Origin of the sequence: Bacillus fungorum (assembly GCF_002746455.1) — a bacterium.
GTDB classification, from domain to species: Bacteria; Bacillota; Bacilli; order Bacillales; family Bacillaceae_G; genus Bacillus_A; species Bacillus_A fungorum.
The window spans coordinates 42,883-58,332 of the sequence record NZ_NWUW01000024.1; the positions used below are offsets into that span (position 1 = coordinate 42,883).

Consider the following 15,450-nt stretch of genomic DNA (forward strand, 5'->3'; position numbering starts at 1 on the left):
TAGTTCAAGCATACCACAAAAATGGAATTAATCACCATATCATCCAAAGCAGATATTACCCAATTAAAACCAGTCCCCTTTTTGAATTTCTTCAATACAATGTTATGTAATCAACTACACACGATATAATAGGAGGTTACTTTCTTTCACTGCAAATGCTTAGGAGGAAGTTGTACATGCAATTGATTCATAACATAAGAAAGGCGTTTAATAACCTATGTCACTACGATACAGTCAATTTAATACACGCTATTCAATCATTAAATATTTCACTTCATAAAATATCTCCTTTTATTACTTCACCAGTTAATCTTGAATACGGAAGGAACGTTATCTATCAGTCTGAATTTGTAGAGATTTTAGTATTAAATTTCCCCAGCAAAGCAAAGACTTTTGTGCACGATCACGGAATATCTGTAGGATGTATACTAATAGTCAATGGTACGCTACAAAATATAATGTACGAAAATAATAGTGAGCGGATTGAAGAGTTTACAGAGGGAAATATTTTCACAGTAAAAAAAGATACTGTACATAAAATGTATAATGCTACAGACGGTGTAATGAGTAGACTATCTGATTACGCAAGATCGAGACTTACTGGCTGGTGCGTATCAAAAAATTTGATACACAGTTTCCAGATAAAATTACATCTTATTATGAAGAAGCGAGAGATAACCACTTGTTTTTAAGCGTAGTCCAACGTGATCCACAAATAAATCGATCTACAGAATCTATGTTGAATACAAACGAATTAGGATTACTAAGAGTTACGAAGAAAACTTCTGATGGAATTTATTTAAGTGGTGCGAAAATGATAGGTACTGCTTCTCCTTATTCAAATGATTTATTAATCTATCCATTAGCAAAACTGACTGATACTCAAAAAGATTTAGCTCACTTTCTCATTGTCGCAGCCAATTCCCCTGGATTACATATGGTTTGTAGAGAACCATTTGCAAATACACATTCAATTACAGTTGATTCCCCTCTTAGCTCACAGTACGATGAAATGGATGCACTATTAATCTTTGATAATGTATTTGTACCATGGGAACGTGTCTTACTATATAACAACCCTGAAGCGTTATGGGCAATAAAGTCAGATATAGCTTCTAGTAGTTTAGCTTATCACCAAACAATTGTACGATTAGTAGTAAAGCTAGAATTTATAACTGCAATTGCTTGTGAAATTGCTGAAGCGATTGGTGCTACTACTTATTTACATGTTCAAGAGAAGCTTGGGGAATTAATTATGCAAATCGAAACAATTCGCGCACTTTTAATTGCTGCAGAAGTTGAAGGTACTACAAATGAAACAAAAACTTATTTGCCGAACTTTAAATATATTGAAACTGCAAGGAATCTTGGTTCCAAATATTATCCACGTGCAATAGAAATTTTACAATTAATTGGAGCAGGTGAGTTCATTCAACTTCCTTCGAGCTCGAATGATTTCCAGAGTCCGATAGCTGATTTATTGAAAAAATACTTTAAAGGAACGAATATAGATGCCGAACAACGCACAAAATTATTTAAGTTAGCCTGGGATATCATCGGAAGCCCCTTAAGATCTAGACACGAATTATATGAAAGATTTTATGCTGGAGATCCAATACGAAATACAGCTACGCAATATGTAAATTATGATAAAAATCATTTTAAAAAGATGCTAAGTAAATATTTACATTAACGAAAAAGAGCGCTCTTAAAATTCTATATAGTTATCCATTTACATACACAGTTGCTCCGGCCACAACTGCTACTTTTCTCCGTAATGGTTTCATTTTATTCAGCTTTATAACTTCTGGTATATGCTTCCTATCATATTTCCTCATATAGGTTTCCCCATCTGAAGTAACGAATTGTAATACAATCTCACCACAAACACCATGCAGTACTTCAAATTCACCTTCTGCATTTGAAATACTGCGTTCCTTGCCTTTAATAGTATCTTCATAAATTTTCACATTAGATATAGGTTCGTTATTTTGATCTACGATAATACCTCTTGAATACTTTGCAACTGCTATGCATTGATTCTTTTTTTATATTTAACCACAATCATTGCACCAACTACTATAGCGCTACATACAAACAAGAGAATGATTTTGCGCCTCAAAACCAAACCAACCTCCTAATTCAAATTATTCTTTTCTAAACTGAAAATTCAACTGTCTTGATTGCTTGATTTCCTCAATTACTTTACGAATACCTTCTTCAATCTTATCTTCTTTTACATTCGAAACATTTAGTTTTAATAGTTTTTCTTTAGGAAAATCCCTCATATAATTTTTATCAATAGTATCGACACTTATTTGAATGTCACCTAATTTTTGTATAAATGTTTCTGTAATTATGTTTTTCTGTATTTCTAAACAAGTGTGTATTCCCAATGTGTTTTGTCTATTAAATGTAAATAACGATGGATTTTCATTTTGCACTTTTTCTAATGTTTCTGCTAGTTTTTTTGATCTATTGTAGTAGGAAGAATTAATTTTACTTTTATGATGTTCAAACATACCGCTCTTTATATAAATTTCTAAAGCCGCTTGAGAAATCATCGGACTATCAATATCTAGTATTTTTTTGTATGTATAGAAAGCATTTGCAATGGATGGTGGGATGACCGCAACTCCAACCCGTAAACCTGGAAAAATAATCTTCGAATAACTTTTCAAATATATGACATGACTACAATTATCCAAGCTATATAACGGATCTGCTTTTGAATCAGTTTCTAAATCTGCTAAATAATCATCTTCCACTATAAATACATTGTATTTCTTAGCCAATAGTGTGATTTTTTCTTTCTCATCTTTAGAATAAGACGTTCCAAGCGGATGATGATATCTCGGTATCGTATAGAAGAATTTTATTTTTCCAGTTTGAAATATTTGCTCCAATTCATTCAAATCGATACCTTCATTCGTACGTTTAATACCGATTACAGGAACTTTATTTATTTCTAGATAATCAATATATAGATGATATGTTGGCTGTTCAATTAATACAGTTTCATTTCCATTCGGAAATGGTATAGAAGTTAATATAGCAAGTGCCTGCTGAACACCTGACGTTATAAAAATATTTTCTTCTTTTGTAAAGACTTGATAATTTGCTAGTTGTTTTTGAATAACTGGTATTAAAGATGGTAACCCTTTCGGCATTCCATATACAAACAAATCATTTTTATACGTATCAATAGCCTTATTAATACAATGTTGAAAATCTAAATACGGAAAAACATCTGAATCTGGTGCTGAGGACGCAAAATCAATTATCTCGTTATTTTCTATGGTACTCCCAGATTTCTTAACAACGTAGTATCCACTTTGAGGGACAGAATATATAATATGACGCTTTTCTAATTCATGAAGCGCACGTATAACTGTCGCCTTATTACATTCATATTGCGTAACGAGTGACCGTATAGACGGTAATTTCTTGCCTTCTTTCACCTCTCCATGTTGAATCATGTTCTCTATATCATTTAAAACATGTAAATACTTATACATTATTTCACTCCCTTATAGCAGTACCTAAGAAGATCCCTCATTCTCATCGGCTCATAATAAAGCGAAAGAAAATACATCCCTTCTATCACTTTAAAGTTTAACATTATTTCACATTTTCTCCTCTTAAAAAGGAAATTACAATTAATAAATAGAATATCTCCATGAATAAATAAAAAGTGAGGGATATGTCATGCAACGCTTACATACGATTGATATTAGTAACGTTCTAGAATTAGAAAATACTCTTTCTACTTTATTGAATGAAGTGATTTCTTCAAAACTAGAACTTGAAAACTGGTAAAAAAAACAATCTACATTCATTTGGGAAATTGAAGAACAATTAAGATCCCACTATATCGCCTTTCAATGTAATACAGGTAATAAAGAAATAAAAGATACTTTTGAATATGATCAACAATTTGTACGACCTCTTTTGAAACGTTATCAAAATTCATTTGATAATAAATATTTAGATTCCCCTTTTCGAATGGAACTTAATCCAGAAACGTACAGCTTACTAGATAAAAAAATTAAGAATGCGCAAACATTATTTTGTGAAAAGAATATTGATTTAGAAGTAAACGAAGACAAACTAGTAACCGAGTACTTCGAAATTACTGGTGGTTTAACTGCGTTATGGGACGATGAAGAAAAAACAATTACCGAATTACAGTCTTACTTACAAGATCCAGATCGTCATATACGAAAAAAAAGCAAAAACGCTTATTTCCGAAAAGTTCTTATCTGTTGAAGATAAATTACAACATATATTAAATGAATTAATCGTAATCCGTCACCAAAAAGCAAAAAACATTCAATTACATAATTAATTTCCCTTTTGTTTTTCATCCCATTTATGTAAAGATTTTATTTGTCGCTCTAACCTTCCTCTCATTGATTCTATTTCATCTGTGTTCACACAAATAGAATGAATCTTTTTTTGTTCATTAACACAAATATTTATGTAATACTCTGCGTCATTTAGATTGTTAAGCAGGAGATCACCAATGTTGTCCCCTTTTACATGTCCCATAATAATTGCCTGTCTATTTTGTATCTTTATCACTTCAAATACGTTTGGAACTTGTAGTCCACATGAATAAGCATACTTTTGTTTTTTTGCCTCGTTCATAGCCTCAGTATCTGGAAGATATTCTTTAAATAATTTCACAATCTTATTATCATACAAATAAATTTCCGCTGTATTCCCTTTTGCAATTGGATTACCTAAAACCACTTCATTTCCCTCCTTAACATAAATTAGAATAACACCCTATACTTCTCTTTAAATTCACTATAATCCTAGCTAAAACCTTCTTCACGAATATACAATAAACTTACCGCTTTCCATCCTTAAATAGAAAGCGGTAAGTTTAATTGTTTAGGAATATCCGAATAAAACTCTGGTGTATACACAATAGAAAATGAATATCCCTGCTCAATAAATGACACTTCATTATGTTTACATTCAAATGGAACACTATTTTTCTTAAAGTTATTTTGGATTCGGTGTAAAAAAGCTTGATCCGGTGTTCCGAAAGAAACATGTACTTTCGGTGGTAAAGCTTTCATCGCAATTGGAATCCAAGGTCGCTGACACCAAGTCGCGACGATATATGCAGTGCCGCCAACTACAAAGTTAAAAATATCCCCATCTTCCATCGTTTTCATATTTAGATTTAATTTCAACCATTCCGTAAATACAGGTACACTTTTAACGGGAAGACCGATTTCCCTTACATATAAAGCGTTTAATGGTGAATGCGGTATTAATACATCTTCTTTAACATAACTATGTGCGATAATTTCGAGAAGATTTCCATCTCCATCTTTAAAGTATAAATTGAATAAATCCTTCTCCACACCAATTGTATTTCCACCTTTCCATTTCACAATAAGTACCCCAGAATTTTCAAGCCATTTTGCAGTTTCATGAAATTTTGAATATGGAATCTCAAAAGCAAAATGTGCAGGTGTAATTGGTTCATACACTTCTTGAAAGCTAATTGTTGTATAAGGTGTTACTTCAAATTGAATAAATGATGCTGTTTCTTTTTTTATTGGAAAAGATAATATGTCCTTATAAACTTGTTTTACCCCTTCTATGGAAACCGTTTGTAGTTTTATATCTGATATATGTGTAATCACACTACATTCCTCCTCGTTTCTTATTATCTATCCGTATTTTATTACACTTATAAATAGATAAAATCAAACTGAAGAATGGATTTTCCATATAAAAACTACAACTTTAATATGAATATGTTAGCTCCAAAAATCTTTTTGTTTGATACCCACTATCAATAAGGGGGCATTTTTAAGTTTTTCTTGCATTCTTTTTTACACAAAAAGCCGCTTTTCTATACAAGAAAAACAGCTTTTACGCTATAATACGTTATAATTTGGCAGCAATAATCATAAACCTTTTTGAATTCGTACGAATACCTTTTTCAGAACTATTAGCTTTAATGAACTTTTGCAAAATAGTAAAATCCTCTTCTTCTTCTCCAAAATTAGGAATAATAGGCGTATGTTTTAATAAGAAAATAAGATCCTCAAGCGTACTGTAATAATCAGTTACATCATATTCACGTACTTGCACGAGTTCAAATCCCGCACTAATAAGCTCCCTCATATACTTTTCTTTTAAAGTTCCATCTCTTTCACCTAAGCATTGTCCTCGTCCAAATGCTTCTTTAAGGTTTAATTTATCATGTTCGCAAACTTGTTGTGTTAAGAAAAAAGCACCCTTTTTCATTACTTTTGCTAACTCAGATGCTATAAACGGGGCATGACAACTAGAAGCAATATCAAAATACTCATGCGGAAAAGTTAATGCCTCAGAATCCATTTGAAAAAACTCAACGTTTTGTACACCTGATATTTTCAAGTTGGAATGTGCCTTTCCAATCATGCCATTAGAATTATCAATTCCAATTAACCATTTGGCTGAAGATGCTATGTGAAGTACATTCTCTCCTCCACCTGTACCAACATCAAGTAGAGTGTCTGATAATTTACATCTTTCTTTCACTTCTCCATAAAAGTCCCATGTATCTCCTTCAGTTTCGCATTTTATTTTACTAAAATCCCATCCATTTAATCTGCCTACTTTATCATAAAAGTTTTTGTACTCTAATTCATTCACCTTATAACTCCCCTTTGTAAAAACGAATTAAATATGTATAATAACCTACAACGCTATTTAATTATATATTATAAAATACAAATTATTAAAACAATATTTCACTTCACACTACATTAAGTTTACATAACAATTTTATAGTTCATCTTTATCGATATATTCTAAATGCGCTCTTCCCCAACTACACATACTATCCAAAACTGTACTAACTGTTTTTCCATGTTCAGTTAAGCTATACTCCACTTTAGGTGGTATTTCTTGATAAATTTCGCGTTCTATTAGTTGATCTAACTCTAATTCTCTAAGTTGCTTCGCTAATGTGCCCTGAGATATATCGGGTATTAATTGCTTTAATTCACCAAATCGTTTCGTTCCATCTGTTAGTAAAATAAATAAAATGAGTGGCTTCCATTTTCCACCGATTATTTGTAATGTTGCTAATACCCCTTTTAACTTTGGTTCTTGTAAATTCATTTTTCTCACCTCTCTCCTCAAATCATAAATGATAACAAATAATTTTTCATATTATTTATCCATACGACAAGCGATTAGTACGAAATTTGCGACTAAGTACAAATAAAGTGCGTACTTTTCAATACTCTTATTTTAAAGAATAATAAAAGGAGCACAGATTTATTTTTAATTTTATATTAAGGGAGAGGCTTAATCATGTCTTTTACTTCATTAAAAGATAAACAAATCATTATTATCGGTGGGAGTTCTGGTATTGGATTAGCAACAGCAAAACAAGCAATCGAACAAGGAGCACATGTGATTATTGCAGGACGATCTGAAGAGAAACTAAAGAATGCTCAAGAAGTAATAAATAACAATCGTCTGCAAACTTATGTATTGGATAATCAAAATAAAGAGCATTTACAAAATTTTTTCAAGAAAGTCGGGGATTTTGATCATTTATTTACACCAGGAGCCTCTTACACACTTGGACCAATAACCGCTACAAATGATATTGCTGAAAGCAGCTTTATCGGAAAGTTTTGGCCACAATATTATGCAGTTAAATATGCGGTTCCTTTTCTTTCAAAATCAGGATCTATCGTATTAATGTCCGGTGCTTTTAGTCAACGGCCACTTAAAGGGGCACCTGCTTATGGGGCTTGTAATGGGGCTATTGAAAGTTTAGGAAAAGCTTTAGCTGTTGAATTAGCTCCTATAAGAGTTAATGTTGTTTCTCCTGGTACGATACAGAAGGAAAATGAACAAAACGAAAATAGACTAGCTGCTTATGAAGCTTATAAAACTCTTTCTCTTGTAAAAAGGCCTGGTCATAATGATGAAATTGCACATACTGTTCTATATTTAATGCAAAATAATTTTACTACAGGCAATGTATTGTTTCCTGATGGAGGATACACATACAATTAAATTATTTAAAACAAAAGCCCCTTATTAATGTGGCTTTTGTTGCTAATTTAGAAACTGCTGTTTCTTCGTCTTCTTTATGTCCGCCAAGCCTTACTACACCTAATGTATCCCCTTTACTCGTTGGTCCCACTTGAAAAAACAAATAAATTCTTATACATTACATATGCACCAGATGTTCGTACATTTTTATCTATATGTATCAATATTTCTCCTCCTAAATCAACCTTCTCACAAAATAGTTTACTATAATTTTATTATGTTTTTAAATAATCTTCAATCCAAAGCCTTCATTTATTCCCTCCTTAAAATTCTAAAATACATCTAAAAAGTAGGATTCACAAAAGAATCATAGAATTCTATATATAACAAATATTGGACGGATTATTTTCAAATTCCTCTATAATAAAGGTGGTATAAACAGTGTGAAACTTATACAAGAACGTAGCCTTACCGTAAAGACAACTTTTTCTAAAGAATACAAGATTTTTATTTTTGGTTTACTCATTTCACGAATTGGGGACTCATTGTATACTTTTGGGTTACCTTGGATTGCCTATCAATTAACCGGCTCAGGTGTAATTATGAGTTCTTTATTTGCTATTAACATATTGCCAATTGTTTTATTTGGCCCTTTAGTGGGTGTAATAATTGATCGATACGATCGAAAAAAGTTACTTTGGATAGCGGATATTACCAATATTATTTTAGTAAGTCTCATACCAATTCTACATGCATTACATCTATTAGAAGTCTGGCATTTATACGTAATTACTTTTATCTTAGCAGTTATGTCCATGCTTTTTGATGTAACAACTGTTACAGTCATTCCACACATCGCAGGTGCATCATTAACAAAGGCGAATTCTTTATATCAAATGGTCAATCAACTGTCTAGTTTAGTTGGTCCAATGATAGCCGGAGTTTTCATTTCATTTATTGGTGGGTTTCATGTACTTTGGATCAATGTTCTTTCTTTTATTGCAACTTTAATTGCTGTGATGATGTTACCGCCTATCAAAAACAAAAATAAGAGAACCAAAGATAAAAATTCATTTCAAAATATACTAACAGATTTATATGATGGATTTAAATGGCTAAAAAAAGATCCGTTAAATATAGCTTTATCACTTCAAGCTATGGTAGGGAATTTTGGTGCAAGTGCTGTTTTAGGTGTACTTATGTATTATTTATTATCCACATTACATCTTACCTCTGCACAAAGTGGTTATAACTATACTTTAATTGGGATTGGAGGACTTTTAGGTAGCTTGATTGCCGTCCCTTTAGAAAAGAAATTCCGGCGTGGCCTTCTTATCCCTTTACTCCTATTATTAGGTACACTTGGATTAACAATCGCTTTATGGAGTACATATTGGTTAGCTCCCGTCATTGCTTTCGGTATTGCAATGACGTGTAATATTGCATGGAATACGATTGTAACAACAGTTCGCCAGAAAACAGTCCCATCAAATATACAAGGAAGAGTTTTAGGATTTTTACGTGTACTTACACGATTAGCTATGCCACTCGGGGTTTTCTAAAACATTCATTCTTTCAAAAAGAGGGTTGTATTTCTTTAGTACCAACAGGTTGGTTTTTAGAAGATTCATTAAGGGAATCCATTACAATCCGCTCATTTTGTACATTTGCAAATAAAATTGTGCTAGTAGTTGACGAATCGAATCTAGAAGTAATTTGTCTTGATATTTATGGATAAGTTTATAAAGAAAAAAGGCATATAAATAATGCCTTTTTTCTTTATCATCATTTAACTGGATAACAAACTTCTGTAACCCACTTATTAGAATTCGCTTCCATCGCTGGGCTCACATGATAAATATTAAACATCGGGCCTGCTAATTTGTAACCCTCTGTCTCAATCCATTTTGCCGCAGCCTCATTTACAGCTGCCATCTGTTCATAACTTCCATTAACTGTTATAGAAGCTACATTAGTTGATTCCATATTTTTAAATGTAACATCTTTTGTATTTTCGTGATTACCAAGAATACTTAGCTGTATTTCTATATCTACATCATTTTCTTTGTATTCACGATCATGGAAAACCGCAATACTATAACTCGGTTGGGCAATACTAATATTTTTCATTTGAATTTCTTGCATTAATATACTCCATAAATCACCTTCGCAATTATACGATGGAATAATCTTTCTAACACTAGCTACAGTTCTTTCTGGAATTTCTTTTATCGAAACATGATAATTCATCTCAACAACATCCTCTCTCATCGTTTTCATTGAGCCTTCGAGGAGACGTAATTGTTTTTGGAGGTTATTCATGTCTTCTTTAATTTGAGCACTACGATTTAAAAATTGCTCTTTTATGCTATCTATATTATCACATTCTATTATTTCTTTGATGGTAGCAATATTAAACCCCATAGCTTTTAATGTTTGAATTTGATTTACTTTTTTTAATTGGTCTGCTGAATAAAATCGATATCCACTCTGTTCATCGACTTTTACTGGTTGTAATAATTCCACTTTATCGTAGTGTCTCAACATACGTATACTAATGGAAGATAGTTTCGAAAAATCCCCTATTTTAAACATGATTTCCTCCTATAAGTTACATCTACTTCGAAGCTCAACTTCATCTTAAACAATGACATTGTGTGAGAGTCAACTGTTTATAACACTTAAATTATATTTCTTTAATTCTTTCCCCTTATACTTACTTCCTTCTTAAGGCTATAAGAATTGATATTAGCCCGTTCACAGCTAATAAAGTTACAATAATACTTATAAATAAAGCTACGTCTGGCGCAAATATTTTAATCGTACGCCATGGTGAACTTGTACTATAAGTAAGCAGTGGGATGAAAATAATAGATAATAGTAGGGATAAACTCCCTGTAAATAACCAAATTACCTTTTTTACAGTTTTCATATGTTTATATTTTTTAATTAACATAATTGATATTATGAAAAGTATAAGTGTAACTATCAACAAAATAATTTGTGTTAATGGTATGTTTTTAGGGATATCAACCGGTTCTTCTCCATTCAAAATACTAATAATCCCATTTTTCAATACTGATAGTGCGGTTTCTTCTAATACATGATTTTTATTCGTTAGAATCACACCACCCCAGCCACTTTTATTTAAAATAAATATTTCTGCACGAGCATCGGGCGTTGATCCTGAATGCCAAATCATCGTTTCACTTTCATTTATATTTGTTGTTCTTAATCCAAAACCATAACTTTTTTCTGAATTTATCTTATAAAGTGGTGATAGATAAAGATTCATGTTTTCTTGCTTTAATAATTGAGCATCCTCTGGACGATTCAAAAACATAATATATTGAATCATATCTTCTAAATTTGCAGTAATATAGCCATACGGTGCCCCGGCATTATCATAGGAGACTATACTTTTTCTTGGTATGCCAAACCAAGACTGATAACCTGTTAAATAACCTTTTTCATATGCAGTTTCTTTACTTGCTGCCGTTCCATTCATATTTAATGGCTGAAAAATACGCTTTTGCATATATGATGAATATGTTTCATTTGTGACTTCTTCAATAAGTGCGCCTAAAACAATATAATTCGCATTACTATATTGATATTTTTCACCTGGTGGAGCAGTTACTTTTACATTTAAAAGCTTCATTATATTTTCTTTTAATGCTGTAGAACTTTTGGATTGCTTATCTGATAATGCTAAGCCCTCATATGTGTTGATTCCACTTGTATGAGTTAGTAGATGTTGGATTGTTATAGTTGAGGATATTTGAGAATCTTTTAGTTTAAACCAGGGGAGATATCGTTGAACTGGATCCTCTAATTTTATTTTTTTGTCTTCTATTAATTTCACTATAGCTAAAGCTGTTAAAGATTTACTTATTGAGCCGATTGCAAATGGTGTTTTACTAGTTACCTTTTTTTTAGATTCTCCTGTAATCCCCATCGTTTTTGTGAAGAATACATCTTTATTATGTACAATTGCAACAGAAGCTCCCGGAATGTTCTGCTCCTTTATAAATTTTTCAATATACTTATCTAATGTAACTTTAACATTTTGCTGAGCGTATACTTTTGGAGGTGTGATACATAATATTAATACATTACAAAGAATACAAATTAGAGACAGTTTATAGATCATATTCTTCATTATACTTTAGATGCTTTCTTTTTTTATAACTTACCAAGCAAATAAATACCACTACAGAGAGCGTAAAACTTATCATTATTAATAATGAGTTCCACCATTGATTCTCTAATATGCGATATAAAAGATTATACTGGAATGCATTTTTACTATTAGTTGGATTAAATGATTCAGTTAAAAATATTGAAAATATAGTTTGCGAGAAGAGGTAAGTAATAACTGCGATGAATATGCCACGTAAGATAAATGTGTTGAATTTGCCCTTTTCATTTTGAAGTTGTTTCATTTTAACTTGTAAATCAATTTCATTTATTTCTAAAAAATCTTGAACAAATAATTGAGGTGTACCTAAATCATCTATACTATCTTCACCATGTTCACGACATTCTTGAATATGTTCTAATATTTGTCGCTTAATATTATCCCTTTCTTCTAAACTTATATCGTATTGCTTTAATTCCTTAAGTACGTCTGTTAAAAATTGCTTTTCTTTACCTATCAATCTATTCCTCATTTCAGAAGGTCTCCTTTCAAACCGCTTTTTAATAATGTTTGAATATCCGATTGCAATTCTAACCACTCACTAATTTTCTTCTCAAGACGCATTTTCCCATTTTCATTAATTTCATAATAAATCCTAACTTTACCACTGTCTGTTACTTCTTGATAAGTATTAACCCACTCTTGATTTTTCAACTTAGTTAGAATTGGATAAATACTTCCTACTCCTTTCAACTTTAAATTGTGTACTTCTAGCTCTTTCATAATCTCATAACCATAACTTTTCTTTTTCGACAAAATAGATAATACACACATTTCTAAATGACCTTTAATTAAACTTGTTCTATCCATAGGATAAATTTAACAGAAATATATACTTCATTCAAGTATATATTTCTGTTAAATGCAAAAAATCAGACAATAAAACAAAAAGATTAATACACAACAATACCACTTATCAACTGTTTTCAATACTAATGATCACTTTTATAATATAATAATTATATAATTAATATAACATTTAACGTGATTATTCTCCCGGTCTGAGAACCTTATCCTTATATATTTCAAACCATCGTTGCCATTCATCTTTAGAGAATCCTTTCTCTTCCCCTTCTAAAACGGAAGTAAAAAGATCTAAACAAATATGCCAACCTGCTATATCTTTCGGTGTATGATTAGTTAATTCATGAATGTATTCTTTAAGGAGTAAAAGAGAACCATTTTCCTCTTTATGTATTTCAAATCGAACCCGACCTTTATCCCAAGTAAATTCAAGTATTGAGTTTAGTTTACACTCTAAAATATTAATATTTATAAATGAACCATCCATCATATCAAACTTTATGGTTCCACCTGTTTTAAGACTTTCAATCTGTAAATTAGACATCCATTTTTTCAGCTTACTGTTTTCGGTTAAAACAGACCAAACTTCTTCAATCGTATATGCAAATTGACGTTCAAATTTTATAATATATCCATCAGTTAGTTCCCCAATTTCAGCTATCATATTGATTGTCCCCTTATATAGAATGTATGTTCTCACTTCATTTTAAACGAATATAAATATAAAATAAATCTTTATATCAACGAAGTATTAATTTAAAGTTAATCGTGATGAGAAAAAATTGATTTTTTTCTAAATCGAGTTAAATAATCTTGAAAACTAAATATCATTTATGCACGTTTCTTCATTAAATATAGACTTACGCTCAAATAAAAAGAGCCGCATTTGCGACTCTTGAATTTATAGAATTACTTCTGTTTTTGTTGAATGATTTAGCACTTAATCGCATCAACAATTAACGATGGAAAACCAAGTTTATCACCTTTATTTCTAGAATCATACCTTTTCGAACGGAAAATAACACCGTCTTTTGCACCCCATTCATTGTTATAAAACTGATCATTCTCATCACAATATTCAAGTAAATCTACCTCAAATCCAGCAGTTTCAAACATTTTCGTTAATGTTTTATAATTATGAACAATTTTATGACTTGCTGCTGGGTGATCTTTCGGACCAGGTCCGCCTATTTGAACTATATTTTGATATGCTTCATCTCGGAAAAATGCATCAGGAACACCGCACCGAATATGCCCTGCTGACTTTAAAAATTCATAACAAATTTCAGCTACTCTTACACCTTCTTCAACAAATTTAATAGCATGAATCCAGTACAATACCGAACTCATGTCCTAAACTATCTAATACAACGATCTGTCTAACTTAAAAAAATTAGTTCATCATATACAACTGTTTTTAAACTATTTATATACGATTTTCTTACGGAAATATAGCACACCAAACATTAGCATAAAACCAATTACGTAAAAACTTGTTGTTCCGCTGCCACCAGTATTAGGGATTACCCAATTATTTTTCGCATTTTTCACTGTTAGTTTTTGTGTCCTTACCGCTTCTGTAATTTCTATTTCTATTGGATCTCTAAGTAACATATATCCATTTGGCGCTTTTATTTCTTTAATCGTATACTTTCCAAATACTAATTGGTTGGAAATCACCTTTCCTTTTTCATCCGTTGTTAATCTAGTAACTTCTTTACCTTCTTTATCTAAGACTTGAAATACAGCACCTTTTAGTTTTAAATTAATATCCTTATCATCAACTTTCTCAATTTCAAATTGCCCAGTCGGATCTGGTAATTTCTTATTTCCTATTTTAATTTCTACTATTACATCTTTTTCTATTTTTACAGCTATTTTATCTTTTAATAATTCGTAACCTTTAGGCGCTTCTACTTCCACTAACTTATAATTACCTATTGGTAAATCTTTTGATATCGCTTCTCCTTTTTCATCTGTTACTAACTCACCAACTACTTTTTTATTTGAATCTTCAATATGAAACTTTGCTCCTGCTAGCTGTTTATTTTTATCGCTCGTATCTACTTTCACTAACTTCATTTTCCCCATCGGATCTGGCAATTTCTTATTTCCTATTTTAATTTCTACTACTACATCTTTTTCTACTTTTACAACTACTTTATCTTTTAATAATTCGTAACCTTTAGGCGCTTCTACTTCCACTAACTTATAATTACCTATTGGTAAATCTTTTGATATCGCTTCTCCTTTTTCATCTGTTACTAGCTCACCAACTACTTTTTTATTTGAATCTTCAATATGAAACTTTGCTCCTGCTAGCTGTTTATTTTTATCGCTCGTATCTACTTTCACTAACTTCATTTTCCCCATCGGATCTGGCAATTTCTTATTTCCTATTTTAATTTCTACTACTA

The 15,450-nt window shown here is 31.3% G+C and carries 11 protein-coding genes and 7 pseudogenes; 4 read left to right on the forward strand and 14 right to left on the reverse strand.

The genetic code is table 11. From position 1 onward, the window contains the following. Nucleotides 1-548: 548 nt before the first annotated feature. Nucleotides 549-1,693 (forward strand): annotated as a pseudogene (locus tag CO726_RS24215) (4-hydroxyphenylacetate 3-hydroxylase C-terminal domain-containing protein); the annotation flags it as partial. A gap of 31 nt (nucleotides 1,694-1,724) precedes the next feature. Here the strand turns inward: CO726_RS24215 and CO726_RS24220 are convergent. Together CO726_RS24220 and CO726_RS24225 are read right to left on the reverse strand one after the other, a co-directional pair. Next, a pseudogene (locus tag CO726_RS24220) lies at nucleotides 1,725-2,122 on the reverse strand (carboxypeptidase regulatory-like domain-containing protein). 25 nt (nucleotides 2,123-2,147) lie between these two features. Then, nucleotides 2,148-3,518: an aminotransferase-like domain-containing protein gene (locus tag CO726_RS24225; protein ID WP_099685923.1), complete on the reverse strand. Its 1,371-nt coding sequence runs from the start codon at nucleotides 3,516-3,518 to the stop codon at nucleotides 2,148-2,150. Nucleotides 3,519-3,708: 190 nt separating this feature from the next. Between CO726_RS24225 and CO726_RS24230 the strand changes: the two are divergent. Continuing rightward, nucleotides 3,709-4,345: pseudogene (locus tag CO726_RS24230) on the forward strand (gluzincin family metallopeptidase); the annotation flags it as partial. A gap of 2 nt (nucleotides 4,346-4,347) precedes the next feature. Here the strand turns inward: CO726_RS24230 and CO726_RS24235 are convergent. The 4 genes and pseudogenes from CO726_RS24235 to CO726_RS24250 all read right to left on the reverse strand — a co-directional run. Beyond that, a pseudogene (locus CO726_RS24235) lies at nucleotides 4,348-4,755 on the reverse strand (aminoglycoside phosphotransferase family protein); the annotation flags it as partial. Nucleotides 4,756-4,871: 116 nt separating this feature from the next. Then, the gene (locus CO726_RS24240; RefSeq protein WP_099685924.1) at nucleotides 4,872-5,666 is read right to left on the reverse strand and encodes a VOC family protein; all 795 of its coding nucleotides are present in this window, start codon (nucleotides 5,664-5,666) and stop codon (nucleotides 4,872-4,874) included. 247 nt (nucleotides 5,667-5,913) lie between these two features. Beyond that, nucleotides 5,914-6,666 carry a class I SAM-dependent methyltransferase gene (locus tag CO726_RS24245; protein ID WP_099685925.1) on the reverse strand — a complete coding sequence of 251 codons (753 nt, stop codon included), beginning with the start codon at nucleotides 6,664-6,666 and terminating at the stop codon, nucleotides 5,914-5,916. 132 nt (nucleotides 6,667-6,798) lie between these two features. After that, on the reverse strand, nucleotides 6,799-7,137 hold the full coding sequence (locus tag CO726_RS24250; RefSeq protein ID WP_099685926.1) for a winged helix-turn-helix transcriptional regulator: 339 nt from the start codon (nucleotides 7,135-7,137) through the stop codon (nucleotides 6,799-6,801). A gap of 195 nt (nucleotides 7,138-7,332) precedes the next feature. Between CO726_RS24250 and CO726_RS24255 the strand changes: the two genes are divergently transcribed. Next, nucleotides 7,333-8,049 carry an SDR family oxidoreductase gene (locus tag CO726_RS24255; protein ID WP_099685927.1) on the forward strand — a complete coding sequence of 239 codons (717 nt, stop codon included), beginning with the start codon at nucleotides 7,333-7,335 and terminating at the stop codon, nucleotides 8,047-8,049. 52 nt (nucleotides 8,050-8,101) lie between these two features. On the opposite strand, the pseudogene CO726_RS24260 reads toward CO726_RS24255, so the two are convergent. After that, nucleotides 8,102-8,252, reverse strand: a pseudogene (locus CO726_RS24260) (NUDIX hydrolase); the annotation flags it as partial. Between the two features lie 219 nt (nucleotides 8,253-8,471). On the opposite strand from CO726_RS24260, the pseudogene CO726_RS24265 reads away from it, so the two are divergent. Continuing rightward, a pseudogene (locus CO726_RS24265) lies at nucleotides 8,472-9,581 on the forward strand (MFS transporter); the annotation flags it as partial. Nucleotides 9,582-9,813: 232 nt separating this feature from the next. On the opposite strand, the gene CO726_RS24275 reads toward CO726_RS24265, so the two are convergent. From CO726_RS24275 to CO726_RS24305, 7 genes and pseudogenes are all read right to left on the reverse strand, one after another. Continuing rightward, nucleotides 9,814-10,623: a MerR family transcriptional regulator gene (locus CO726_RS24275; RefSeq protein WP_099685929.1), complete on the reverse strand. Its 810-nt coding sequence runs from the start codon at nucleotides 10,621-10,623 to the stop codon at nucleotides 9,814-9,816. Nucleotides 10,624-10,744: 121 nt separating this feature from the next. Then, nucleotides 10,745-12,190: a serine hydrolase domain-containing protein gene (locus tag CO726_RS24280; protein WP_099685930.1), complete on the reverse strand. Its 1,446-nt coding sequence runs from the start codon at nucleotides 12,188-12,190 to the stop codon at nucleotides 10,745-10,747. Further along, nucleotides 12,171-12,701 (reverse strand): DUF1700 domain-containing protein, encoded by a 531-nt coding sequence (locus CO726_RS24285; protein ID WP_099685931.1) that lies wholly within the window; start codon nucleotides 12,699-12,701, stop codon nucleotides 12,171-12,173. The genes CO726_RS24280 and CO726_RS24285 overlap by 20 nt, the downstream gene beginning before the upstream one ends. Continuing rightward, a complete protein-coding gene (locus CO726_RS24290; protein ID WP_099685932.1) occupies nucleotides 12,698-13,039 on the reverse strand; it encodes a PadR family transcriptional regulator in 342 nt (113 codons plus the stop codon). Before CO726_RS24290 ends, CO726_RS24285 begins: the two co-directional genes overlap by 4 nt. Before the next feature lie 178 nt (nucleotides 13,040-13,217). Then, nucleotides 13,218-13,697 (reverse strand): SRPBCC family protein, encoded by a 480-nt coding sequence (locus CO726_RS24295; protein ID WP_099685933.1) that lies wholly within the window; start codon nucleotides 13,695-13,697, stop codon nucleotides 13,218-13,220. Nucleotides 13,698-13,966: 269 nt separating this feature from the next. Then, nucleotides 13,967-14,341 (reverse strand): annotated as a pseudogene (locus CO726_RS24300) (class I SAM-dependent methyltransferase); the annotation flags it as partial. A gap of 114 nt (nucleotides 14,342-14,455) precedes the next feature. After that, nucleotides 14,456-15,450, reverse strand: a 995-nt coding sequence (locus CO726_RS24305; protein ID WP_136699837.1) for an MSCRAMM family protein, incomplete at its 5' end; no start/stop codon positions are given.